Annotated in this window: 18 protein-coding genes and 2 tRNA genes; 9 read left to right on the plus strand and 11 right to left on the minus strand. The window is 33.4% G+C overall.

Going from position 1 to position 23,147, the window contains the following annotated elements:
* Nucleotides 1-6 precede the first annotated feature (6 nt).
* A complete protein-coding gene (gene fabD / locus LPB248_RS07390) occupies nucleotides 7-879 on the plus strand; it encodes an ACP S-malonyltransferase (protein WP_177210865.1) in 873 nt (290 codons plus the stop codon).
* 198 nt (nucleotides 880-1,077) lie between these two features.
* On the opposite strand, the gene LPB248_RS07395 is transcribed toward fabD, so the two are convergent.
* The 5 genes from LPB248_RS07395 to LPB248_RS07415 all read right to left on the minus strand — a co-directional run bounded on the left by LPB248_RS07395 (nucleotide 1,078) and on the right by LPB248_RS07415 (nucleotide 5,752).
* The gene (locus LPB248_RS07395) at nucleotides 1,078-2,052 is read right to left on the minus strand and encodes an integrase core domain-containing protein (RefSeq protein WP_177210027.1); all 975 of its coding nucleotides are present in this window, start codon (nucleotides 2,050-2,052) and stop codon (nucleotides 1,078-1,080) included.
* A 107-nt stretch (nucleotides 2,053-2,159) separates the two neighbouring features.
* Nucleotides 2,160-3,065, minus strand: a complete 906-nt coding sequence (locus LPB248_RS07400) for a DMT family transporter (RefSeq protein WP_177210866.1) — start codon at nucleotides 3,063-3,065, stop codon at nucleotides 2,160-2,162.
* A 77-nt stretch (nucleotides 3,066-3,142) separates the two neighbouring features.
* Entirely contained in the window at nucleotides 3,143-4,159 is a 1,017-nt protein-coding gene (gene galE, locus LPB248_RS07405; RefSeq protein ID WP_177210867.1) for a UDP-glucose 4-epimerase GalE, read from the minus strand.
* A 15-nt stretch (nucleotides 4,160-4,174) separates the two neighbouring features.
* Entirely contained in the window at nucleotides 4,175-4,615 is a 441-nt protein-coding gene (locus LPB248_RS07410; protein WP_177210868.1) for a nuclear transport factor 2 family protein, read from the minus strand.
* A 3-nt stretch (nucleotides 4,616-4,618) separates the two neighbouring features.
* The gene (locus tag LPB248_RS07415; RefSeq protein ID WP_177210869.1) at nucleotides 4,619-5,752 is read right to left on the minus strand and encodes a DegT/DnrJ/EryC1/StrS family aminotransferase; all 1,134 of its coding nucleotides are present in this window, start codon (nucleotides 5,750-5,752) and stop codon (nucleotides 4,619-4,621) included.
* A 136-nt stretch (nucleotides 5,753-5,888) separates the two neighbouring features.
* Here LPB248_RS07415 and LPB248_RS07420 point away from each other — a divergent pair, with 136 nt between their 5' ends.
* Both LPB248_RS07420 and LPB248_RS07425 read left to right on the plus strand, forming a co-directional pair.
* Nucleotides 5,889-7,118 (plus strand): 3-deoxy-D-manno-octulosonic acid transferase, encoded by a 1,230-nt coding sequence (locus LPB248_RS07420; protein WP_177210870.1) that lies wholly within the window; start codon nucleotides 5,889-5,891, stop codon nucleotides 7,116-7,118.
* 317 nt (nucleotides 7,119-7,435) lie between these two features.
* On the plus strand, nucleotides 7,436-7,651 hold the full coding sequence (locus LPB248_RS07425) for a hypothetical protein (protein ID WP_008467260.1): 216 nt from the start codon (nucleotides 7,436-7,438) through the stop codon (nucleotides 7,649-7,651).
* A 121-nt stretch (nucleotides 7,652-7,772) separates the two neighbouring features.
* Here LPB248_RS07425 and LPB248_RS07430 read toward each other — a convergent pair whose 3' ends face one another.
* The 4 genes from LPB248_RS07430 to mutS all read right to left on the minus strand — a co-directional run bounded on the left by LPB248_RS07430 (nucleotide 7,773) and on the right by mutS (nucleotide 11,453).
* Nucleotides 7,773-8,156, minus strand: a complete 384-nt coding sequence (locus LPB248_RS07430; protein ID WP_177210871.1) for a DUF1508 domain-containing protein — start codon at nucleotides 8,154-8,156, stop codon at nucleotides 7,773-7,775.
* 354 nt (nucleotides 8,157-8,510) lie between these two features.
* A tRNA-Leu gene (locus LPB248_RS07435) sits at nucleotides 8,511-8,596 on the minus strand.
* Between the two features lie 15 nt (nucleotides 8,597-8,611).
* Nucleotides 8,612-8,684 (minus strand) — tRNA-Gly (locus LPB248_RS07440).
* 162 nt (nucleotides 8,685-8,846) lie between these two features.
* A complete protein-coding gene (mutS, locus tag LPB248_RS07445) occupies nucleotides 8,847-11,453 on the minus strand; it encodes a DNA mismatch repair protein MutS (protein ID WP_177210872.1) in 2,607 nt (868 codons plus the stop codon).
* 159 nt (nucleotides 11,454-11,612) lie between these two features.
* Between mutS and LPB248_RS07450 the strand changes: the two genes are divergently transcribed.
* The 3 genes from LPB248_RS07450 to LPB248_RS07460 all read left to right on the plus strand — a co-directional run bounded on the left by LPB248_RS07450 (nucleotide 11,613) and on the right by LPB248_RS07460 (nucleotide 14,888).
* Nucleotides 11,613-12,044 carry a DUF1573 domain-containing protein gene (locus LPB248_RS07450; RefSeq protein WP_129748767.1) on the plus strand — a complete coding sequence of 144 codons (432 nt, stop codon included), beginning with the start codon at nucleotides 11,613-11,615 and terminating at the stop codon, nucleotides 12,042-12,044.
* Nucleotides 12,045-12,119: 75 nt separating this feature from the next.
* Nucleotides 12,120-12,656 (plus strand): RNA methyltransferase, encoded by a 537-nt coding sequence (locus tag LPB248_RS07455; protein ID WP_177210873.1) that lies wholly within the window; start codon nucleotides 12,120-12,122, stop codon nucleotides 12,654-12,656.
* A gap of 42 nt (nucleotides 12,657-12,698) precedes the next feature.
* Nucleotides 12,699-14,888, plus strand: a complete 2,190-nt coding sequence (locus LPB248_RS07460; RefSeq protein WP_177210874.1) for a T9SS type B sorting domain-containing protein — start codon at nucleotides 12,699-12,701, stop codon at nucleotides 14,886-14,888.
* 86 nt (nucleotides 14,889-14,974) lie between these two features.
* On the opposite strand, the gene folK is transcribed toward LPB248_RS07460, so the two are convergent.
* A complete protein-coding gene (gene folK, locus LPB248_RS07465; protein ID WP_177210875.1) occupies nucleotides 14,975-16,108 on the minus strand; it encodes a 2-amino-4-hydroxy-6-hydroxymethyldihydropteridine diphosphokinase in 1,134 nt (377 codons plus the stop codon).
* A 138-nt stretch (nucleotides 16,109-16,246) separates the two neighbouring features.
* On the opposite strand from folK, the gene sppA reads away from it, so the two are divergent.
* The 3 genes from sppA to LPB248_RS07480 all read left to right on the plus strand — a co-directional run bounded on the left by sppA (nucleotide 16,247) and on the right by LPB248_RS07480 (nucleotide 21,740).
* Nucleotides 16,247-18,004, plus strand: coding sequence for a signal peptide peptidase SppA (gene sppA, locus LPB248_RS07470; protein ID WP_177210876.1), 1,758 nt, complete (start codon nucleotides 16,247-16,249; stop codon nucleotides 18,002-18,004).
* Between the two features lie 11 nt (nucleotides 18,005-18,015).
* Nucleotides 18,016-18,963 carry an alpha/beta hydrolase family protein gene (locus LPB248_RS07475; protein WP_177210877.1) on the plus strand — a complete coding sequence of 316 codons (948 nt, stop codon included), beginning with the start codon at nucleotides 18,016-18,018 and terminating at the stop codon, nucleotides 18,961-18,963.
* 173 nt (nucleotides 18,964-19,136) lie between these two features.
* Nucleotides 19,137-21,740 carry an AsmA-like C-terminal region-containing protein gene (locus LPB248_RS07480; protein ID WP_177210878.1) on the plus strand — a complete coding sequence of 868 codons (2,604 nt, stop codon included), beginning with the start codon at nucleotides 19,137-19,139 and terminating at the stop codon, nucleotides 21,738-21,740.
* Between the two features lie 129 nt (nucleotides 21,741-21,869).
* Here LPB248_RS07480 and LPB248_RS07485 read toward each other — a convergent pair whose 3' ends face one another.
* Nucleotides 21,870-22,952 carry a glycosyltransferase family 9 protein gene (locus LPB248_RS07485; protein WP_177210879.1) on the minus strand — a complete coding sequence of 361 codons (1,083 nt, stop codon included), beginning with the start codon at nucleotides 22,950-22,952 and terminating at the stop codon, nucleotides 21,870-21,872.
* Nucleotides 22,953-23,147: the final 195 nt, after the last annotated feature.

The raw sequence follows: 23,147 nt of genomic DNA on the forward strand, positions 1-23,147 counted from the left end.
AGACAAATGAAAGCATACGTATTTCCAGGTCAAGGTGCACAATTCACAGGAATGGGTAAAGACCTTTATGAAAATTCGGCTTTAGCCAAAGAATTATTCGAAAAAGCTAATGAAATATTAGGTTTCAGAATTACAGATATCATGTTTGAAGGCACTGCCGAAGAACTAAAAGAAACTAAAGTTACACAGCCTGCAGTATTTTTACATTCTGTTATTTTAGCGAAAACTTTAGAGGATTTTAAACCGGAAATGGTTGCAGGGCACTCATTAGGAGAATTTTCAGCTTTGGTTGCTAACGGAACTTTATCTTTTGAAGATGGTTTAAAATTAGTTTCTCAACGTGCTCTTGCAATGCAAAAAGCTTGCGAGATCACTCCTTCTATAATGGCTGCTGTATTAGGTTTAGCTGATAATGTTGTCGAAGAAGTTTGCGCTTCTATTGACGGTATCGTAGTTGCTGCAAACTATAACTGCCCAGGACAATTAGTAATTTCTGGTGAAACTACTGCTGTTGAAAAAGCTTGTGAAGCAATGAAAGCTGCCGGAGCAAAACGTGCTTTAATTTTACCTGTTGGAGGAGCTTTCCACTCTCCAATGATGGAACCAGCGAGAGAAGAATTGGCTGCTGCAATTGAAGCAACTACTTTCTCTGCTCCTATTTGCCCAGTGTATCAAAACGTAACTGCAAGCGCAGTTTCTGATGCTAATGAAATTAAAAAGAACTTAATCATTCAATTGACTGCTCCAGTAAAATGGACTCAGTCTGTTCAGCAAATGATCGCCGACGGTGCGACTTTGTTTACTGAAGTTGGTCCAGGAAAAGTATTAACTGGATTGATTAATAAAATTGATAAAGAAGCTGCTGTTGCTAATGCTTAATTTTTAAGTGTTCAGTCGCAGTTACAGTTTTCAGTTAAAAACAATACACATAAAAAAAGCTCTGAAAAATAGATTTTTCAGAGCTTTTTGTCATTTCGACGAAGGAGAAATCTTCGTAAGAAACTCTACATAGAAAGTCCAAAAACTTTGCCGAGCTACTTGCGAAGATTTCTCCTTCGTCGAAATTGTAAAAGTCACTTATTTCGGTAACGGATTTATCATTTCGATCGGTTTTTTACCATCAATACCTTGATGCGGTCTTTCATGATTATAATAATATAAGTATTGTAATAATTCTTCTTTTAGTTCTTCTTGAGAATCAAAATCAGTATCTCTTAATAAATCTTCTTCTAGAGTTCTCCAAAAGCGCTCTACTTTACCGTTTGTCTGTGGTCTATATGGCTTTGTATATCTGTGCACTATGCCTAATTCCATAAGCATTCTTTCAAAAGGATGCTGGCTTTTTACTTTGCTTGTTTTAGGTCCAAATTCAGCTCCATTATCAGATAATATCTCTTCAAATTTTATTTCATAATGGCTGCTTAAGATATTTAAACATTTTAATGAAGCAAACATTACTGTTAAACTGGTAATATCTGAAACTAATTCAGCCCAAGCAATCCGGCTGTAATCATCAATTACACAGACTAAATAAAGCTTTTTGTTTTCTCCACGAATTATACTTTTACTTAAATAATGACAATCAATATGACCCAGCTGTCCCATTCTTTCCTTGATTATTTTCTGATGATTCTTTTTAATCTTCGGAGTTAACCTGTTTATTCTATGCCGTTTTAAAATATTATAAACTCCAGAATATGAAGGTGTATGTTTTCCTAATCTGGGATTTAAGATACTAACAATTTCATATTTATTGTTTCCTTTTTCTCTTAATTCAATTACTTTTTGTTCTATAAAAGGTAAAGGACGTCTTGTCTTGTATTTTGGACCACGTTTTTGAGGCAGTAAATCTAAAGACTTACCGCTCTGCTTATAGCGGTTATAATACTTTAAGAAACTTTTTCTGCAGGTGTCATTTGCCTTATAAAAATCCATCGCCTTTTTATGCACTGGATGAGTTTTACTTTTTACCTGCTCATATTCTCTTATCAAAAATCGATACTTCTCTAAATAGTTTCTTTCTAATGTTGAATCCTGACTGTTATTTCTCATCGCAACAAAATTTATTAAAGTTAAATTTTGTTACCGAAATATCTAACCTTTACAGAAATGACATACTAAAAGAAAAATAAAAAAGATATATGCTTTTAGAATTTACATTATAAAGTTTTCTTTTCCTTCTTTTTGTAATTCACAATAAAAACTCCAAGGATAATAAGAGCTGTAGCAATAATAAAATCAATTGTAATTACTTCATCCAAAAGCAACCAGCCCAAGAAAACCGCAATTATGGTATTGATATAGGACAAAATAGAAACTTGAACCGCTGTAACATGTTTTAAAGCATAATTATAACAGAAGAAAGCAATCACAGATCCAAAGATTGATAAATACAAAGCCGCAAAAATACTTCTTGAACTCCACGAACTAAAGTCAGGATTTGGCGAAAAAATTGAAGCCAAAACTAACTGAATACAAGATGCGATTGTAAATTGATAAAACAAATTGAGGGTTATGTTTTTCGATTTATTAGCATGCGTTTTGGTATAAATTGTCCCTGCTGCCCAAGCCAAAATTGCAAATCCCATAAACATCATTCCTGTTCTGTAATTAGCATCTAAAAACGATACAAGTCCATCTTTAAAAATAAAAACTACACCAGAAAACCCAATAATCACTCCTGTAAATCCTTTTAAACTCATTTTTTGCAATCCAAACATAATACTACCCAAGAAAATAAGAATTGGAGTCACCGCATTTATGACCGATGCTAGTCCGCTTGGAATATTCTGCTCTGCAATTGTTGTAAAACCATTTGCAATCACAAGCATTAAAACCGAAGCAATAAGCTGTTGTTTGAAATTCTCCCAACCAATCCATTCTAATTCTTTTTTGAATAATAAAATCGTCATCATAATCAATCCCGCCAATCCCTGACGAATTGAAGTTACAAACCAAGGCGGAATCGTTTCAACTGCCACCTTAATTCCTAAAAATGTTGTACCCCAAACAATTCCAACAGCCGCTAAGGCAAATATTAATTTATAATCTAAATTCTGTTTCATAAAATGCCAGTTAAAAAAAATCCCAAACTATATTGCTATAATCTGGGATCTTAAAATTTATAATTTTATTTAAAAAACTATTTATTCCTCACTTTTTGTTCCCATTTCCAAGCACTTGCCATTGCTTCGTCTAAACTTAGTTCAGCCTTCCATCCTAAGACATTATTTGCCTTATCTGTATTTGCGTAAGCTTCAGTAATATCACCTTCACGACGAGGCATCATTTTATAAGGCAGTTTTTTACCGCTGACTTTTTCAAAACTGTGAATGACTTCCAGAACAGAACTTCCTTTTCCTGTTCCTAAATTGAAAGTTTCTACTTTTGCCAAGTTCTTTTTGTTTAACAAACGCTGTAAAGCAATTACGTGTGCTTTTGCTAAATCTACGACGTGAATGTAATCACGAACAGCAGTTCCGTCTGGTGTTGGATAATCATTTCCAAAAACCGATAATTCCTGACGCAATCCTACTCCAGTTTGCGTAATAAATGGCACTAAATTTTGAGGAACTCCTAATGGCAACTCACCAATCTCTACAGATTCGTGTGCTCCTACTGGATTAAAGTAACGTAATAAAATAGCGCTGATATTGGTAACTTTAGCTGTATCTGTAATAATTTCTTCTCCAATCTGTTTGGTGTTTCCGTAAGGAGACATCGCTGCCTGAACCGGAGCATCTTCTGTAATTGGCATTTTTTCGGCTTGACCGTAAACTGTACAAGAAGAACTAAAAATAAAACTTGCTTCAGGTTTTTGCTGTAATTCTTGTAAAAGGTAAACTAAACTGCTAATGTTGTTTTCATAATACAGTAAAGGCTGCTCAACACTTTCACCAACCGCTTTTGAAGCTGCAAAATGAATGACACCAGTAACATCATTATGTTTTTTAAAAAAATCCCGAACGGCACTTTTCTCTCTTAAATCAATTTTCTCGAATAAAGGCGTTTTTCCTGTAATCGCGGTAATTCCTTTTAAAACATCTTCTGAAGAATTCGAAAGATTATCAATAATCACCACTTCGAAGCCTTCATTTTGTAATTCGACTACGGTGTGAGAACCGATAAATCCTAATCCTCCTGTTACTAATACTTTCATTTTTTTGTGGTTGTTTTATGTAGTTAATTTATAAGCTTGTCTAGCAATTAAAACCCATTTGCCTTTTTGTTTCTGCCAAACGAGCATTATTCCTATTTTAATATCTCGATCTATTCCATCGTCTTTGGTATGAGCCGATAAAACATGTCGAACTATGGCAACATCGTTCTGAATAGTTATAGTTTGGTTCTGAAAATCGATCGAAACAAAATCAGATTTTCCACTTACTATTCCTTCTATAAATTCAGCTTGGTTTTGAAAATTACCATTTGAGTGGACATAATTTAATTTGTCGGAAGTTAGCGCTTTCAATTTCGCTTCATCAGCATCAATCATTGCCTGACGCAAAATCTCAACCTGACTGCTAACGGCATTCTCTTCTTTAGAATTCGTTTTTTGAGCAAAAACCGAAAACTGAAGAAAAATCATTAAAAGTAAAAGACCAACTCTTTTCATTATTTATTTATTCAAAAATTCTAAAACAGAATCGGTAATAAATTTAATTTGTTCGTCGTCAAGTTCTGTGTGCATTGGCAAAGCAATTACTTCCTGTACTAATTGATTTGTAACCGGAAATTGCTCCTCTTTATAACGAGGATCTAAATATGCTTTTTGAGAATGCAATGGAATTGGATAATAAATTGCACATGGAATTCCTTTATCTAATAAATGCTGCATTAAAGCATTTCTATCTGCGTTTAAAATTCTTAAAACGTATTGATGAAAAACGTGATCATTCTCATTTGCATCAAAATCTGGAGTAATAATTTTTGCATTTCCAGCAAAAGCTGCATTGTATTTTGTTGCCGCCAAACGACGCGCTGCATTATACTCATCTAACAACGGTAATTTAGCATTTAAAACTCCAGCTTGAATACTATCCAAACGAGAATTCACTCCCACAACATCATGGTGGTAACGCTCATACATTCCGTGATTTACAATTCCGCGGATGATGTGCGCTAGTTTATCATCATTTGTAAAAATTGCTCCTCCATCTCCATAACAACCTAGGTTTTTAGAAGGGAAGAATGAAGTTGCCGCAACGTGACCAATTGTACCTACTTTCACTTTTGATCCAGATTTAGAAATATAATCTGCACCAATTGCTTGAGCGTTATCTTCGATTACATATAAATTATGCTCTTTAGCAATTTCCATAATTGCATCCATATTAGCTGCACGTCCAAATAAATGAACTGGAACAATCGCTTTTGTTTTTGGTGTAATTGCTTTTTTAACCGCTTCAATATCGATGTTCATATTATGTAAATCAACATCAACCAAAACTGGAGTTAATTGCAACAATGCAATAACCTCAACAGTTGCTGCAAAAGTAAAATCGGCAGTAATAACTTCGTCTCCTTGTTTCAGATCTAATCCCATCATTGCAATCTGCAACGCGTCTGTACCATTGGCACAAGGAATAACATGTTTTGCCCCTAAATAATCTTCAAGATTCTTTTGAAATTGATGAACTAAAGGTCCGTTGATATAAGTATTTGTATCTAAAACTTCTTGAATTGAAGCATCTACAGTAGATTTTATTTTTTCGTATTGACTCTTTAAGTCAACCATTTGTATTTTTTTCATTTTGAATGTATTTAAAAAATTAAAGACACTGTTTTCGGACAGAAATCTTTAAAAGGAAGAACAAAAATAGTTATTAATAGCTTCAAACCAATGAAAATAGTCGAAAGAAATGTAATTTAGCTGCAAAAAAAATTACATGCTTTTTTTATATAATCTAACCATTTACATAGCAGGATTTTTCTTAAAAATCGTAGCGCTATTTAGTCCGAAAATTAAGCTTTTTATTGAAGGCCGAAAAAATGTATTTTCAATTTTAGAAGAAAAAATTAAAGCAAACGATAAAACCATCTGGTTTCATTCTGCTTCATTGGGCGAGTACGAACAAGGGCTTCCTGTAATTGAAGAAATCAAAAAAAAATATCCATCTCACAAAATTATTATAACCTTTTTCTCACCATCTGGATACGAAGTGCGTAAAAATAACACAGTTGCCGATGTGACCATTTATTTACCGCTTGACACTAAAAGCAATGCAAAAAGATTTTTAAAACTAGTTCATCCTGAATTTGCATTTTTTATTAAATACGAATTTTGGCTAAACTATTTAAAGGAATTAGAAAAAAGCAAAACTCCTACTTATTTAATTTCCGGAATTTTCAGAGACAATCAAATGTTCTTTAAGTGGTACGGCGGTTTTTATCGAAAAGCATTAAATGCCTTCACCTATTTTTTTGTTCAGAATGAAAGCTCTAAACAAAAAATAGAATCACTTGGTTTTAAAAATGTAATTGTTTCTGGCGACACCCGTTTTGATCGTGTAAATACTATTTTAGAAAGAGACAATCGCTTAGATTTTGTAGAGAATTTTAAAAACAATCAACCAACAATTGTCGTTGGTAGCTCATGGCCAAAAGACGAAGTATTAATTGCTGAGTATATCAATCATGCTCCTGAAAATGTAAAATTCATTATTGCTCCACATAATATCAAGCCAGATCAAATTTTAGATCTTTTGTCGAAGATCACAAAATCAACCATTTTATTCTCAGAAAAAGAAAACAAAGATTTATGTAATTATAATGTTCTTATAATAGATACAATTGGCATTTTGACCAAGATTTACAGCTATGGAACAATCGCATACGTAGGAGGCGGATTTGGAAACCCAGGAATACATAATATATTAGAACCTGCAACTTTTGGAATTCCAATTGTAATTGGCCCAAACTATTCGAATTTTGCAGAAGCTATCGCTTTAGTTGAAATTGGCGGTTGTTTAACAATATCGACAAACGCAGAACTTAAAGCAGTTTTTGACCAATTATTGAATGATAAAAACTTTCTAGAAGAAAAAAGCAAAATCTGCAAATCGTTTATTCAAGACAACAAAGGAGCCACTGAAACGATTATGAAGCGCATCTCATAACCTTTTGATTTGACAAAGGTGTTAAATTTGAAGAAATAAGCAAAAGTGATTCTGCTTAAATACTCTTAAAAAACGAAACAAACCCTAAATCTAAGAAACTAAATAGCTGATTTTCATAAAGATTATTCAATAAAAAATAATTTAGACTAGAAATTAGATAATTTAAGAAAAATTTATAATTTTGGCATATTCTTTGATAAATAAGATAAACGTGAGTAAGGAAAATATTTTAAAAAAAAAGTGAAAAAATATTTTACATATTAAAAAATTTATATCTTTGCCACGAATTAATAATTAACCTTTTATAATAAAGTAAGATGAAAAAAGTATTTTTAAGTTTAGCTGTTGTTGCTGTATTAACTGTTGTATCTTGTAAAAAAGCTGACGCTGCTGCTGAAGCTCCTGCTGTAGATTCTACTGCTGTTGCTGTTGATTCAGCTGCTGCTGTTGTTGATTCTGCTGCTGCAACTGTTGATTCTGCTGCTGCTAAAGTTGATTCTGCTGCTGCTAAAGTAGAAGAAGTAAAAAAATAATTAGAACCTAAGTTCTAACGATTTTAAAACCATCTTTTAGATGGTTTTTTTTGTGATTAATTTTTCCATTAATCCAAAAGCAATAAAAAAAGCGTTCATAAATTATGAACGCTTTTTTTATTTATTCAGCCGCCTCTTCCATTTCTTCCTCAACCTTCTCATCACCAAAAATCGACTCACTCGAAGAGAAATCCAAAATTTCCGACCTAGAAGAATACGTTACAATTTCTTTTATCCCTTTCTGCAAAAGCAATTCCGTACTGTATTTTCGACTTGTAGCAAAATGAACTTCACCCAACATCAATTTAAAAAAATACTTTCCTCCAGAACCCTTAAACTTCAAAAATTTCGCAAGCTCTACATTTGCTTTAAACTTCTCAATATCCTCTTCACACTCAAACCTCAACTCATAACTCAAACTCGTAAAAATAACCTTCCCTTTTCGAGAAGTAAACGTAAACTTATATTCATCATTAAATCGCTTGCTAATTACAAAAGCACCCATTTATAAAATTTAGATATTAGATTGTTGATTTTTTTTTCTGAGATTCTGAGATTCTGAGATTCTGAGATTCTGAGATTCTGAGATTCTGAGATTCTGAGATTCTGAGATTCTGAGATTCTGAGATTCTGAGATTCTGAGATTCTGAGATTCTGAGATTCTGAGATTCTGAGATTCTGAGATTCTGAGATTCTGAGATTCTGAGATTCTGAGATTCTGAGATTCTGAGATTCTGAGATTCTGAGATTCTGAGATTCTGAGATTCTGAGATTCTGAGATTCTAATAAATTTACTGCGTAAATTTATTTTCTGCAAGTCTGCAAATAAAAAAAGCCTCTTCAAAAGAAGAGGCTTTAGTACTCAGAGCGGGACTTGAACCCGCACGAACATTGCTGTTCACTGGATTTTAAGTCCAGCGTGTCTACCAATTTCACCATCCGAGCATTGTATGGTTTTAGAGCGAAAAACGGGGCTCGAACCCGCGACCTCGACCTTGGCAAGGTCGCGCTCTACCAACTGAGCTATTTTCGCATTTTCAAATTTTATTAAGAACCGCAACACTTATTTTGTTTCGTATTGCGAGTGCAAATTTAGGACATTTATTCAATTACACAAGCGTTTTTTCAAAAAAAAATCTACTTATTTTATAACTTTCTGATAACCTAAAGTTTAAATTTGAAAAATTTTTAAATTTTATTTTTTAACCAGCATTCTTTTGATCTCATTCAGTTTCATTAATGCTTCTACTGGCGTAATTGCATTAATATCGAGATTTAAAATTTCTTCTTTTATTTCCTCCAGCAAAGGATCATCAAGATTAAAGAAACTCATCTGCATTTCATCATTTGCCGATTTTATTCCGTTTAAAGCATCACTTGAATGATTCTTTTCTAATTTCTTTAAAAGCTTTTGCGCTTTTGAAATAACCAATTGAGGCATTCCGGCCATTTTAGCCACGTGAATTCCAAAACTATGAGCGCTTCCCCCTTTTACCAGTTTTCTAACAAATAAAACAGTATCCTTAAGCTCTTTTACGGCCACATTGAAATTCTGGATTCTCGGCATCGATTCTGTCATTTCATTCAGCTCATGATAATGCGTAGCAAAAAGCGTTTTAGCTCTTCCTGGATGTTCGTGCAAGAATTCGGCAATTGCCCAAGCAATCGAGATTCCATCATAAGTACTGGTTCCTCTTCCAATCTCATCTAACAATACCAAACTTCTATCTGATAGGTTATTCAAAATAGAAGCTGTTTCGTTCATTTCTACCATAAAAGTAGATTCTCCCATCGAAATATTATCTGAAGCTCCTACTCTAGTAAAAATCTTATCTACGATTCCCATTCTAACACTATCAGCAGGAACAAAACTTCCCATTTGAGCCAAAAGCACAATCAAGGCCGTTTGCCTTAAAATAGCCGACTTACCCGACATGTTAGGTCCGGTAATCATAATAATCTGCTGTGTTTCTCTGTCTAAGAAAACATCATTGGCAATATATGGCGTTCCAACTGGCAATTGTTTTTCAATTACAGGGTGCCTTCCGTTTTTGATATCCAATTCAAATGTATCATCTATTTCGGGCTGCACATATTGATTTTCGACAGCCATTTGCGTAAACGAACACAAACAATCTAATTGCGCAACCAAATACGCGTTCATTTGAACCGGCTTGATATAAGTAGAAATCCAAGCTACTAATTGCTCAAAAAGCTCGCTTTCTATTTTATAGATTTTTTCTTCAGCTCCTAAGATTTTAGTTTCGTATTCTTTTAATTCTTCGGTAATATAACGCTCCGCATTTACCAAAGTCTGTTTACGAATCCATTCTTCTGGAACTTTATCTTTATGTGTGTTTCTAACTTCAATATAATATCCGAAAACATTATTAAAAGAAATTTTCAATGACGAGATACCAGTTCTTTCAGATTCTCTTTTTTCAATTCCTTCTAAAAATTCTTTTCCTGAAGTCGAAATTGCACGAAGCTCATCTAGTTCCTCATTTATTCCACTCGCAATAGCATTTCCTTTCGAAATGGCAACTGGAGCATCTTGGTTCAGTGTAGTCTTAATTTTTTCACGAAGTAAATCGCAAGCATGCAAACTGTCTCCAATAACTTTCACCGCCTCCTGCGGACTTTCCAACGCAAGAGTTTTAATTGGAATAATGGCATCCAAAGATTCCTTTAAATACACGATTTCACGAGGAGAAACTTTTCCAGCAGCAATTTTAGAAATTAAACGTTCTAAATCTGAAATCTGCTTGATTTGATATTGAATATTATGAAGGATTTCAGGATTTGACTTTAAATAAGCCACAACTTCATGCCTGCCTTTTACCTTATTCGCATCTTTCAATGGCAAAGCCAGCCAACGCTTCAGTAAACGTCCTCCCATTGGAGAAAGTGTTTTATCAATAACATCCAAAAGTGTAACCGCATTTGGATTATAGCTATGATATAATTCTAAGTTTCTAATCGTAAAACGATCCATCCAAACGTAAGCATCTTCTGCAATACGCTGAATCGCTGTAATATGTTGCACACGATTATGCTGCGTTTCTGACAAATAGTACAAAATTGCTCCGGAAGCAATAATCCCCTCTTTCAATTCTTCGACACCAAATCCTTTTAAAGAATTAGTTTGAAAATGCTTTGTCAAAGTTTCTAATGCATAATCTTCTTTATAGATCCAATCTTCTAAATAGAAACTATGAAAATCTTCTCCAAAAGCAGTTTTAAAATCGCCTTTATTATTCTTTGGCACTAAAACCTCACTTGGGTTAAAATTCTGCAATAATTTATCAATATATTCAGCATTCCCTTGAGCTGTTAAAAACTCTCCTGTAGAAACATCTAAAAAAGAAATTCCGATATTTTTATTCGCAAAATAAACAGATGCTAAGAAGTTATTCGATTTTGATTGTAAAACCTCATCGTTTAAAGAAACTCCAGGAGTTACAAGCTCTGTTACTCCTCTTTTTACAATGGTCTTTGTCATTTTTGGATCTTCCAACTGATCGCAGATTGCAACACGAAGTCCAGCTTTTACCAATTTTGGCAAATAAGTATTTACAGAATGATGCGGAAACCCAGCCAATGCTGTTTCAGTATCAGAACCCGCTCCTCTTTTAGTTAAGGTTATCCCTAAAATTTTAGAAGCTCTAATGGCGTCTTCTCCAAAGGTTTCATAAAAATCTCCTACTCTGAAAAGCAGACATGCATCAGGATATTTAGCCTTGATTTCGTTGTACTGCTTCATTAAAGGTGTTTCCTTCACCACTTTCTCTTTAGCTGCCAAATTATTATATTTTAAATGAAAAAATTAAGACAGCGAATTTATGATTTTTTGGTGGCAAATCGAAAGCTTCAAAAATTAAAATATTTTTAAGACATTTTTAGGTTGTGGTTTAAGTTTTTTATATAGCTTTGTTTATCATTTAAAAAAAGACCCTTAAAGATGAAAAAAATAATTTTATTCGCTATGTTAGCTGTTGCTGGTATCACAGTTACGAATGCACAAACAACTAAAAAAGCTAAAGCAGCTAAAGTTGCAAAAGTTGAAGGAGCAGGAATGCTTTTCGAAACTGAAACTATTGATTACGGAACTATCGCTCATAATGCAGATGGAAAACGTGAGTTCGTTTTTGTTAACAATGGTACAAAACCATTAATCATTACAAACACTCAAGGATCTTGCGGATGTACAGTTCCTACTACTCCAAAAGAACCAATTGCTCCAGGAGCTAAAGGTGTTATTGGTGTAAAATATGCTACTGACAGAGTTGGTGCTTTTACAAAAACTGTAACTGTAACTTCTAACGCAGAAGGACAACCTACAAAAATCCTTACTATTAAAGGTACTGTTTTACCAGATCCAGTAAAAAGCTAATCTGAGAAACATTTAAAATAATCAAAAAGCTTCCTTATCTTTGGAAGCTTTTTTTATGACTAGAATTTAAAACCAATGAGAAAACTTGAAAACAGCGAACTGGAACGTAAATCAATTGAAGATTTTAAAAAATCGGAGAAAACACCTTTAATATTAGTTTTAGACGATATTAGAAGTCTGCATAATATTGGTTCTGTTTTTAGAACTGCTGATGCGTTTTTGATTGAAAAAATAATTCTTTGCGGTATTACTGCAACCCCTCCAAATAAAGAAATTCATAAAACCGCTCTTGGCGCAACTGAAACTGTCGCTTGGGAACATCATGATAATGTTTTGGAAGTTATTGAAAACTTAAAGAAAGAAAATGTTTTGACTTTGGCTATTGAACAAGTTGAAAGTGCGATTTTTCTTCAGGATTTTAAAGTTGAAAAAAATCAGAAATATGCTTTGGTTTTTGGTAATGAGGTTTATGGTGTATCACAAGAAGCTGTTGCAATCTGTGACGGATGTATTGAAATTCCTCAGCTGGGAACAAAACACTCTCTTAATATTTCTGTAAGTGCCGGAATTGTGGTTTGGGATTTGTTTCAAAAAATAAATTGGCCTGAATAAAAATTTATTTTTTTATTCTCAATTAATTGATATTTTTAACAAATGAAGAATATCAAATTAGCAATCAATTTCCTTTTATTTTCCGTTTTAAGTTTTAATTTTTCACATGCAAGCGAAAATATAAAAACTTTTAACAAAAAGAATACACACTTCTCAATACACAGCAAAAATTTAAAAATAAAAAAACAAAAGAAAAGCAGTTTCGTAATTGATCCTCCAAAACTTACTGCCGAAGGAAATCAAAATTACTGTCCACAGACATCCATCAATATTGTAACCGACTTTAGAATTGATCATGATATTGCCGAAAACGGGACACAGGCACTTTATATCCAGATTTCTTCAGGATATTCGAGTGGCCTTGACAAACTAGAACTTTCAAATCCTACATTACACCCAACTATTACCACAAGTTGGGATGCAACAGCAGGAAAACTTACATTATCTAGTCCAACGGGAGCCGATGTTTTATATTCAGATTTTGTGAATGCAATCAAAGATGTTGTCTTTACAAATTCGTCTGCTGCAGCTTCTGGAATTAGAACATTTTCTATAACCATGGGCAAAGCAAACTATTTACCCTCTACACAGCATTATTACGAGTATGTTCCAAGTATCGGAATAACATGGACAGCAGCAAGAGACGCAGCTGCAGCCCGCACTTATTACGGTCTTCAAGGATATTTAGCAACGATATTATCTGCTGATGAAGCAAAGCTAATTGGCGAACAAGCATCTGGAACGGGATGGATTGGAGGAAGTGATGCCGAAACAGAAGGTGTCTGGAAATGGGTTACTGGCCCAGAAACAGGAACTATTTTTTGGAGAGGAAATGCAAATGGTTCTACGCCAAATTATGCCTTTTGGAATACTGGAGAACCCAACCAGCAAGGCGATGAAGATTATGCCCACATCACACAACCCGGTGTAGGAATACGAGGCTCTTGGAATGACTTATCGAATACAGGATCACTTACCTCTGGAGATGCTTATCAGCCAAAAGGATATATCGTTGAATATGGTGGAATGCCAGGAGAACCTACGTTGCAAATTGCTGCGAGTACCAAAATAACTATTCCTTTAGCAACTCCAGCTATTGATCCAACTCCAGTATGCGATTCTGGAAGTTTTACCTTTAATGCAACTGCAACTGTCGGATCAACAATTAGATGGTTTGACGCTCTTGTTGGCGGAAATTTATTGGCAACAGGTCCGACTTATACTACTCCAACAATAACTGCAACTACAAATTATTACGTTGATGCTGGTTGTGAATCCAACCGCAAATCAGTAAAAGCAAATGTATATGCAACTCCTGCAACTCCAATAGCAGAAAAAGACACTTATACTAATTGTGGACCAGGAACTGTAACGATTAAAGCCACTTCAAATATTGGAACTATAAGCTGGTTTACTTCACCAACTGGTGGAACAAATATTTCTCAAGGAACCACTTTTACAACTCCAACAATTTCATCTAATACGACTTACTATGCTGAAGCATCAAATAATGGATGCATAAATACAACTAGAACTCCAGTAAACATTGTAATATATACACCTCCAGTTGTTACAGATGAAACTTTGACTTTATGCCAGTTTCAATCTATAACGTTAGATGCAGGAATTTCTGGAATGAGTTATTTATGGTCAAATGCTAATGAAACTACCCAGCAAATTACCGTTAGCAAAGAAGGCACATATACCGTCATTGTTACAAGTTCCGAAGGCTGTCAAAGCACAAAAAAAATTGTAGTAGAAGAACACAAAGTTCCACAGATTGCACGTGTTGATGTTGAAGGAACGAGAGCCATTATTTATCCTGTAAAAGAAGAAAACTATTTCGAATATTCTGTTGATGGCGTTAATTATCAAGATTCAACTGTTTTTTACGATGTCCCTGGCGGATTGCAAACTGCTTATGCACGAGAAAAAAGCGGATGTGGCGGAACCATTAAACAATTTGTAGTGCTTGTTTTTCCTCCATTTTTCACTCCAAACAATGATACTTACAACGATGTTTGGGAAGTAACCGGAATGGAAAATTATCCGCAAGCTGTAGTTACGATTTTTGACCGATACGGAAAACTAGTAGCACAATTAAGCCGATTCAAAATGAGTTGGGATGGCACTTTAAATCAAGTTCCGCTTCCTTCTTCTGATTATTGGTACGCTTTAAAAGTTGATGATTCTATGCCAGTTTTAAGAGGTCACTTTACGCTAAAAAGATAATTCTTATAATGAGAAAATGTGTCAATTTGATAATTAGATAATTCTAAAAAAATTATCTAATTGTCTCATTTTCTATTTACCGCATTTTAATTAAGCTTCTTCTTAATTTCATTCAAAATATAAAGATAATCTTCGTGTTTTTTTACAAAATCACGATCCGAAACATCAATGATTAATACATTCAAATCGGTTTGGGATTTTATGTATTCCAAGTAACCATTATTTATTTTTTCTAAATATGAAGCTTCAATATTCTGTTCATAAACTCGTCCGCGTTTTTTGATATTTTGCAAAAGACGATCTGTATTTTGATATAAATAAATATACAAATCGGGTTTAGGCATTTCTTTGTAAATGATATCAAACAGATTTCTATACAAACGATATTCGTCTTCTGCAAGCGTTATCTTTGCAAAAATCAGCGATTTAAAAATATGATAATCTGCAACTATAAAATCTTTAAACAAATCAAATTGTGCCAAATCATCAGCTAATTGCTGATAACGATCTGCTAAAAAAGACATTTCTAAAGGAAACGCATATCTATTTTGATCTTTATAAAATTTTGGCAAAAACGGATTATCAGCAAATCTTTCTAAAACTGTTTTTCCGTTAAAATCTTCTGCAATTTTATGTACTAAAGTTGTTTTTCCTGCTCCGATATTACCTTCAAAAGCAACATAATTAAATTCGTTTAACGGAATTTTACTAATCGGACTTTTCAAATCCTGAACCACCGTACAGACACTTTCATCTGGACTAACTGCAATCAATTCAGGAATTGTTTTATGCAGAATCGGATGTTTCCAATCTAACTTTAAATCCTGCATTGGCAATAAAACAAAATTTCTATTCTGCATTAAAGGATGCGGAATCTGAAGTTTTTCCGAATCAATAATTTTATGATCAAAAGCAATCAAATCAACATCAATAATTCTAGACTGATAACCTTCCTGATTAGAGCGTATTCTTCCTAACTCTTTTTCAATTTTTAATACCTGACTCAGTATTTTTTGTGCAGATGAATTGGTGTGCAGCAAAAGTGCACAATTATAAAAAGCATCACTTTCAAAACCCCATGCTGGAGTTTCATAAAGTTTTGAAACCTCAATAACAGTCCCCACATTTTGATGTATTAAATCAATACATTTTTCAATGTTTTCTAGTCTGCTGCCTTGGTTGCTGCCTATCGATAAAACGACTTGATGCTGTAATTTCATAATTAATGCAAATTAACTAAAACTATTTTAGAATTAACCAATATATTTGTGAAACGACGTCTCAAATCTTATCTTTAATTTAGATGTCTAATTTGTAACAATTTGCCCTTTTTCGCTACTTATTAAAAAAATATACATATGAAGTTTTTAGGAAATGTAATTGCCACAGTTATCGGTATTTTTGTATTTATTATGCTCTTCTTTTTTGGAGTAATCTTTATCGGAGTTGTTTTTGGCGGAGACGATAGTGTTTCTGTTAAATCGGATTCGGTTATTGAATTGAATTTAAAAGAAATTAAAAACGACTACGCAGGAAAATATAAAGATCCTTGGGTAACTCGTTTTTCTGAACAAAAAGGCATTGGTTTGACTGATGTTATTAACGCTATTGAAGCAGCTAAAACAGACGACAACATTAAAGGAATCTCAATCTTAAACGATGAGTCTTCTCTTGGACTTGCTCAATATAAAGATTTACGAAATGCTCTTGAAAGCTTTAAAAAATCTGGAAAATTTGTCTGGGCTTACGCGAATACTTATTCTCAGAAAGAATATTATTTAAATTCTGTTGCCAACACCATTTATATCAATCCTGCTGGAGATTTAGATTTTAAAGGTCTTTCTTCTGAAGTTATGTTTTTTAAAGATTTTCAGGATAAATCAGGCATTCATATGGAAGTCATTCGTCACGGAAAATATAAAAGTGCCGTTGAACCTTTCTTAGACAACAAAATGAGTGATGCCAACAGAGAACAAATCACTGCGCTTTTAAACTCTATTTGGTCTACCGTTTCTGCTGATATTTCAAAAAGCAGAAATATTCCGCTGCCTAAATTAAACGAAATTGCAAACGGACTTTTGGCAAGAACTCCAGAAATGGCCAAACAACAGCATTTAGTTGACATTATCGCTTACGAAGATGTTTATCATGATGCCATTAGAAAAGCCCTAAAAGTAGACAAAGACGAAGATTACAATAAAATTTCGATAACAGATTACACTCAAAACAATATTACAACTGCTTTGGCCAATTCAGCAACAGATCAAATTGCTATTATTTACGCTCAAGGCGAAATTGGAAGCGGCGAAGGTGATGTAAATACTATTGGAGAAGGTTCTATGAGACGTTCTCTTCAAGAGGCTAGAAAAAATGATGATGTTAAAGCTATCGTACTTAGAATTGACAGTCCTGGCGGAAGCGCTTTGACTTCTGATTTAATTTGGAGAGAAATCGAAATCACCAAAAAAATTAAACCAGTTGTCGTTTCTATGGGTAATTATGCTGCTTCTGGCGGTTATTATATTGCCTGTAACGCTAATAAAATATTTGCCGAAAACAATACGATTACAGGATCTATTGGGGTTTTCGGAATGCTGCCAAATTTTAGTCCATTGGCTAATAAATTAGGAATCAATTCTGAGCAGGTTAAAACGCACGAGAATTCTGCAAATTACAGTCCGTTTTTACCAGTCGATGAAAAGTTTAAAGCATTTACCCTAGAAGGAGTCGAAAAAATCTACAACACTTTTGTAACCCATGTTGCTGAAGGACGTAAAATGACTTTTGCACAAGTTGACTCTATTGCGCAAGGTAGAGTTTGGTCTGGAACTGAAGCTTTAAAAATAGGTTTAGTTGACAAAATAGGCGGATTGAATGATGCAATTGCCGAAGCTGCCAAAATCGCTAAATTAAAAAAATACAGCACTCAGAATTATCCTGAATACGAAAAAACACTAAACGATCTTCTTTCAAATCTGCCTTTTGCAAGATCTAAAGAAGCGTTTATTAAAGAAGAGCTCGGAGAAGAAAATTATCTTCTGATTGAACAGGTTAAGAAATTCCAAAAACAAAAAGGAGTGCAAGCGATATTGCCTTACGGAATCAACATTTATTAATTGGACAAAAGATGAATAAAGTAATTCTTTTTTTAACGATTTTATTTTGGAGTTTCTTGAATGCTCAAACCCAAAAAGAAATCACGTTTAAGGAAACGCCAGCGATATTAAAAATAAATAACGATCAGATTTTTGGTACACTGACAACACCAGATTTGACCAAAAAATTTCCGGTTGCTTTAATCATTGCCGGTTCTGGTCCAACAGACCGAAACGGGAATAATCCGATGATGAAAAACAATTCGCTGAAAATGTTGGCAGAAGCTTTGGCAAAAAACGGAATTGCATCTTTAAGATACGACAAAAGAGCAATCGGAGAAAGTAAAGCTGCTGGTGGATCTGAAAGCAGTCTTGTTTTTGAAAACTACATTCAAGATGCAAAAAGCTGGATTAATTATTTAAAACAAGACAAACGTTTTTCTAAAATAATTATAATTGGTCACAGTGAAGGTTCTTTGATTGGAATGGTTGCGAGCGGAAAAGCAGACAAATTTGTTTCGATTGCCGGTGCGGGCGAACCAGCAGATCAGATTTTGAAAACTCAGATTGGTGCAAAGTCAATGAAGCAGCTTAATGATATGACTTTTCCAATTATTGATAGTCTAAAAAATGGATTTGAGGTAAAAAAAGTCGATCCAATGCTGAATTCTCTTTTCAGACCAAGCGTTCAGCCTTATCTGATTTCTTGGTTCAAATACAATCCACAGACCGAAATACAAAAACTTACAATTCCTGTTTTAATAGTACAGGGAAATAATGACATTCAGATTGCTGTAAAAGATGCCGAAAATTTAAAGCAAGCCAATAAAAATGCAGATTTGCAGATTATTGATAAGATGAATCATATTATGAAAATTATTGACGGCAATCAGGAAGACAATTTAGCCAGTTATAACAATGAAACACTTCCTATTTCTGAAGTCCTAGTTGAAAAAATCGTTTCATTTATTCAGAAATAATAAAATAAACACCCTAAAAAATCCGTTTTGAAAATAGTTCTTAACGGATTTTTTTATCTAACAATTTTAATAAATTTCTTACACAATTAAGAAAACTTTATCTTCAAACTCTAGTAAAAAAAGCTATTTTTGCAGGAGTCGATTTTAAGATGTAAACCCTCAAATCTATTTATATGCTAAAAAAAGTTTTAAAAATAAGTGCCATAGTTCTTGTGGTATTTGTTGCTGCATTATTTGCCATTCCATTTTTGTTTAAAGACCAAATCAAGTCAAAAATTGTCGAAGCCATCAATGAAAGTGTTGATGCCAAAGTAAGTTTTACAGATGCCGATTTAAGTTTATTTAAAAATTTTCCAAACGCTACAGTTGGGATTGAGAAATTAGTTATCATTAACAAAGCTCCTTTTGAAGGCGACACTTTGGTTTCTCTTGGAGAATTGAATTTAAAAATGAGTATTAAAGAACTTTTCAAAGGAAAAGAAGAGCCTTTAAGCATTCAGGGAATTAGTTCTACCAACGGATTAGTAAACATTATTTTTAATAAAGATGGTGTTGGAAACTTCGATATTGCTTTAAAAGACAAAAAAGAAGATAAGAAAGACGAAGCAAGCAAACCTCTTGCATTGAAAATTCAAAACTATAAAATCGAGAATTTTACTTTTAGATACATCGATCAAGGCTCTAAAATTAAAATGGTAATTGACAGTTTAAATCATGAAGGAACTGGAGATTTTACCAATTCAAAGCTAGATTTAACTACAAAATCTACTGCAAAAGTTTCATTGGACATGGATAAAATAAATTACATGAAAAATGTGAAACTAACTCTTGACGCTGTTCTTGGAATTGATTTAGAGAAAAGCAAATATACTTTCAAAGAAAACAAAGCTTTAATCAATCAATTGCCTTTAGAATTTGATGGATTCATTCAAATGGCAGAGAAAGCGCAGATTTACGATTTAAAGTTTAAAACTCCAACTTCTTCTTTTACCAATTTCTTAGGTTTAATTCCTTCGGCTTATGCAGCAGGTTTAGACGGAGTAAAAACTACTGGAGATTTTACAGTAAATGGTTTTGCAAAAGGAGAACTGACAGATACAACAGTTCCAAAATTTAATATTGAAATCGCATCTAACAATGCTTCTTTCCAATATCCTAACCTTCCAAAATCGGTTCAGAATATTGTAATTGATACTAAAATCATTAATGAGACTGGAATTTTAAATGATACTTATGTAAACCTAGATAAGTTATCTTTTAGAATTGATCAGGATGTTTTTAACGCTAAAGCAAATATCAAAAACATAACGGTAAATCCTATTATCGATGCGGCTTTAAAAGGAACTATCAACTTGGCTAATCTTTCAAAAGCTTATCCAATCAAAATGGACAAACCTTTGGCTGGTATTTTAAAAGCTGATGTTACAACCAATTTTGATATGGCTTCTGTAGAAAAAAGCCAATACCAAAACATCAAAAATGCTGGTACAATGAGTTTGTCAGGATTTAAATATACTGACGAAAACAACAAATCGATGAACATCAGCACAGCGATGGTTGAATTTAATCCGAGCAAAATTAACTTAAAACAGTTTGATGCTACGACTGGAAAAAGTGATATCAGCATTAACGGAGTTTTAGAGAATTTCTATGGCTTTATGTTTAAGAAACAAGAGCTTAAAGGAAACTTCAATATGAGTTCGAACCAATTGGCTGTTGATGATTTTATGACTGCTGGCGAACCTGCAAAAGAAGAGACAAAAACGCCTGCAAAACCAGCTGATGCAATGAAGATTCCTGCTTTCTTAAATTGTACATTGAATGCAAAAGCGACTACGGTTTTATATGATAATTTAAAACTTAAAGATGTTTCTGGAAGACTGCTTATTAAAGATGAAAAAGCAACTCTTGAAAACTTTAAAACAAATATTTTCGGAGGATCAATTGGTCTTAACGGAGCAGTTTCTACAAAAGAAAAAGTGCCAACTTTTGACATGAATTTAGGATTCAATCAGGTAGATATTGCACAGACTTTTACGCAATTGGACATGATGAAAAAAATTGCTCCAATTGCTGGAATCATTAACGGGAAACTGAATTCAACAATCAAACTGAATGGTAATTTGGATGCAAAAGAATTGACTCCAGATCTTAAATCAATTTCAGGAGATTTAATTGGCCAATTACTATCTACTACAGTAAACTCGAGTAACTCTACTTTACTTACTGCATTAAGTTCTAATGTTAAGTTTCTTGATTTAAATAAAGTGAATCTGAATGACATTAAAGCTGCTTTAACTTTTGAAAATGGAAAAGTAAATGTTAAACCTTTTGATATTAAATACCAAGATATTAAAGTAACGGTTGGAGGAACTCATGGTTTCGATCAAACTATGAACTATACTCTAAAATTTGATGTTCCTGCTAAGTATTTAGGAACAGAGGCTAACAACTTAATTGCAAAAATGTCTCCTGCAGATGCTGCAAAACTGGATAATATTCCAATTAATGCTTCTTTGACTGGTAACTTTTCAAATCCTAAGATTAGTACCGATATGAAAACTGCTGTTAGCAATTTGACTACACAATTGGTAAATCAGCAAAAAGACAAACTGACTCAAAAAGGAACTTCTGCGCTTACTGATTTGATAAATAAAAACACAAAAGCAAAAGATACAACTCAGGCTGCAAAAACTGAAAAAGAGCAAAAAACTCAAGAAGTGACTAAAAAAGCTAGTGATTTATTGAACGGATTGTTTAAGAAGAAGAATCCTTAAAAAGGTCCTGAGATGCTAAGGTGCAGAGCTTTTCTAAAGTTTTAAAAAAAACTTAGAACCTCAGCGCCTTAGAACCTTAGCATCTTAAAAAACAAAAAAACCTGTTCACTCGAACAGGTTTTTTTGTTTTTATATTGCTTTTGAATAGCTACTTAATCGACCGTTATTCAAAATAGAATTTATTGTTTTTATATATTCCTTTTTCGTGTACAAATTAACATCTATACCAATGCTGCAATTATCATAAGGCTCATATTTTCTCAAATTTGAAACAGAAAACAGCCCGATAGTTGGCGTATGTACCGCACTCGATAAATGCATAATTCCGCTGTCGGCACCAATAAACAAATCAGCATTTGCAATGACAGATCCTATTTCTCGTATATCTTTACTATAAAATGATGGTGCTTTAAATCCGATTTGAGAAACGTTTTCTACAGGCAGAATTTCAATAATATTGTAGTCTTTATATTCGGCAGTAAGTTGAGCATAAAACTTTTCCCACCACTCTTCCGAAAGACATTTTGTTCCTGTTGCGTAGGTAAAAATGCAAATCGTTTTTTTATCGTTGTTTGTTACCTCTCTTAGTTTCTTTCTTCCTTCTGCAATTTCAGAAGCCGATAATTTGAGATCTATCGGAGCAACAATTTTATTACTGTTTGTTGGCAATCTCAGTTTTGACAAATAATTTCGAAAATTATATACTGGATACTTTGCAATGTGGTCAAAATCTTTCTTCTGTTCTGTTTGTCCTTCATTTGAATCTCCGAAAAACTTGTATTTGGCATTTGAAAATTGAACCGCCAGTCGGCCCGAAGAAGAGTTTTGGTCCACATTAATTGCTAAATCATAATGCGCTTTTTTTAATGAAATCCAAACCTTTGAGTATTCTACTAAACTTTTAAATGGCTTTTTAGGCAAGTGAATTATTTTATCAACGACATCGTAATTTTCAAAAATAATAGGAGCTACTGTTCCTTTCACAAACAAATCAATTTTACAATTTGGAAACATTTCGGACACTTCTTGTACAAGTGGGGTAATCAATAAAAGATTTCCTAATCTTCCGTTTGGCCTACAGATTAAAACTTTTTTGATTTCGCTCTTATCGACCAAAATAAAATCGTCCTGCATATTTGCTTTTCCAACATTCTTCGTTAGGTTTCGCATTATGCTGCGCCTGTGTACATTTATTTTGTTTAAAACACTCATTTATGGAATAATTTACGGATTATAAATCTCAATTTAATTTTAGAAAACTAGCATTAAGAGCAGGTCTCAAATCTAATTTCTTTTATCTTCTAAAAATAAATTCTTCCAATAAGCATTTGTTACAAAATTGTAACGAAATGTATCAATATTCACATTTTTTGCTTTTGGAAGCGAGATAAATTTACAATAAATTAT

This window comes from Flavobacterium sp. LPB0248 (genome assembly GCF_013388355.1).
Classification (GTDB): Bacteria; Bacteroidota; Bacteroidia; order Flavobacteriales; family Flavobacteriaceae; genus Flavobacterium.

Bases quoted from the DNA above. Each gene is read 5' to 3' on its own strand.
- LPB248_RS07480 (WP_177210878.1), top strand. From the start codon at position 19,137: ATGCTAAAAAAAGTTTTAAAAATAAGTGCCATAGTTCTTGTGGTATTT.
- fabD (WP_177210865.1), top strand. From the start codon at position 7: ATGAAAGCATACGTATTTCCAGGTCAAGGTGCACAATTCACAGGAATG.
- LPB248_RS07455 (WP_177210873.1), top strand. From the start codon at position 12,120: ATGAGAAAACTTGAAAACAGCGAACTGGAACGTAAATCAATTGAAGAT.
- sppA (WP_177210876.1), top strand. From the start codon at position 16,247: ATGAAGTTTTTAGGAAATGTAATTGCCACAGTTATCGGTATTTTTGTA.
- galE (WP_177210867.1), bottom strand. From the start codon at position 4,159: ATGAAAGTATTAGTAACAGGAGGATTAGGATTTATCGGTTCTCACACC.
- folK (WP_177210875.1), bottom strand. From the start codon at position 16,108: ATGAAATTACAGCATCAAGTCGTTTTATCGATAGGCAGCAACCAAGGC.
- LPB248_RS07460 (WP_177210874.1), top strand. From the start codon at position 12,699: ATGAAGAATATCAAATTAGCAATCAATTTCCTTTTATTTTCCGTTTTA.
- LPB248_RS07450 (WP_129748767.1), top strand. From the start codon at position 11,613: ATGAAAAAAATAATTTTATTCGCTATGTTAGCTGTTGCTGGTATCACA.
- LPB248_RS07410 (WP_177210868.1), bottom strand. From the start codon at position 4,615: ATGAAAAGAGTTGGTCTTTTACTTTTAATGATTTTTCTTCAGTTTTCG.
- LPB248_RS07485 (WP_177210879.1), bottom strand. From the start codon at position 22,952: ATGAGTGTTTTAAACAAAATAAATGTACACAGGCGCAGCATAATGCGA.
- LPB248_RS07415 (WP_177210869.1), bottom strand. From the start codon at position 5,752: ATGAAAAAAATACAAATGGTTGACTTAAAGAGTCAATACGAAAAAATA.
- LPB248_RS07425 (WP_008467260.1), top strand. From the start codon at position 7,436: ATGAAAAAAGTATTTTTAAGTTTAGCTGTTGTTGCTGTATTAACTGTT.
- LPB248_RS07430 (WP_177210871.1), bottom strand. From the start codon at position 8,156: ATGGGTGCTTTTGTAATTAGCAAGCGATTTAATGATGAATATAAGTTT.
- LPB248_RS07420 (WP_177210870.1), top strand. From the start codon at position 5,889: ATGCTTTTTTTATATAATCTAACCATTTACATAGCAGGATTTTTCTTA.
- LPB248_RS07400 (WP_177210866.1), bottom strand. From the start codon at position 3,065: ATGAAACAGAATTTAGATTATAAATTAATATTTGCCTTAGCGGCTGTT.
- LPB248_RS07395 (WP_177210027.1), bottom strand. From the start codon at position 2,052: ATGAGAAATAACAGTCAGGATTCAACATTAGAAAGAAACTATTTAGAG.
- LPB248_RS07475 (WP_177210877.1), top strand. From the start codon at position 18,016: ATGAATAAAGTAATTCTTTTTTTAACGATTTTATTTTGGAGTTTCTTG.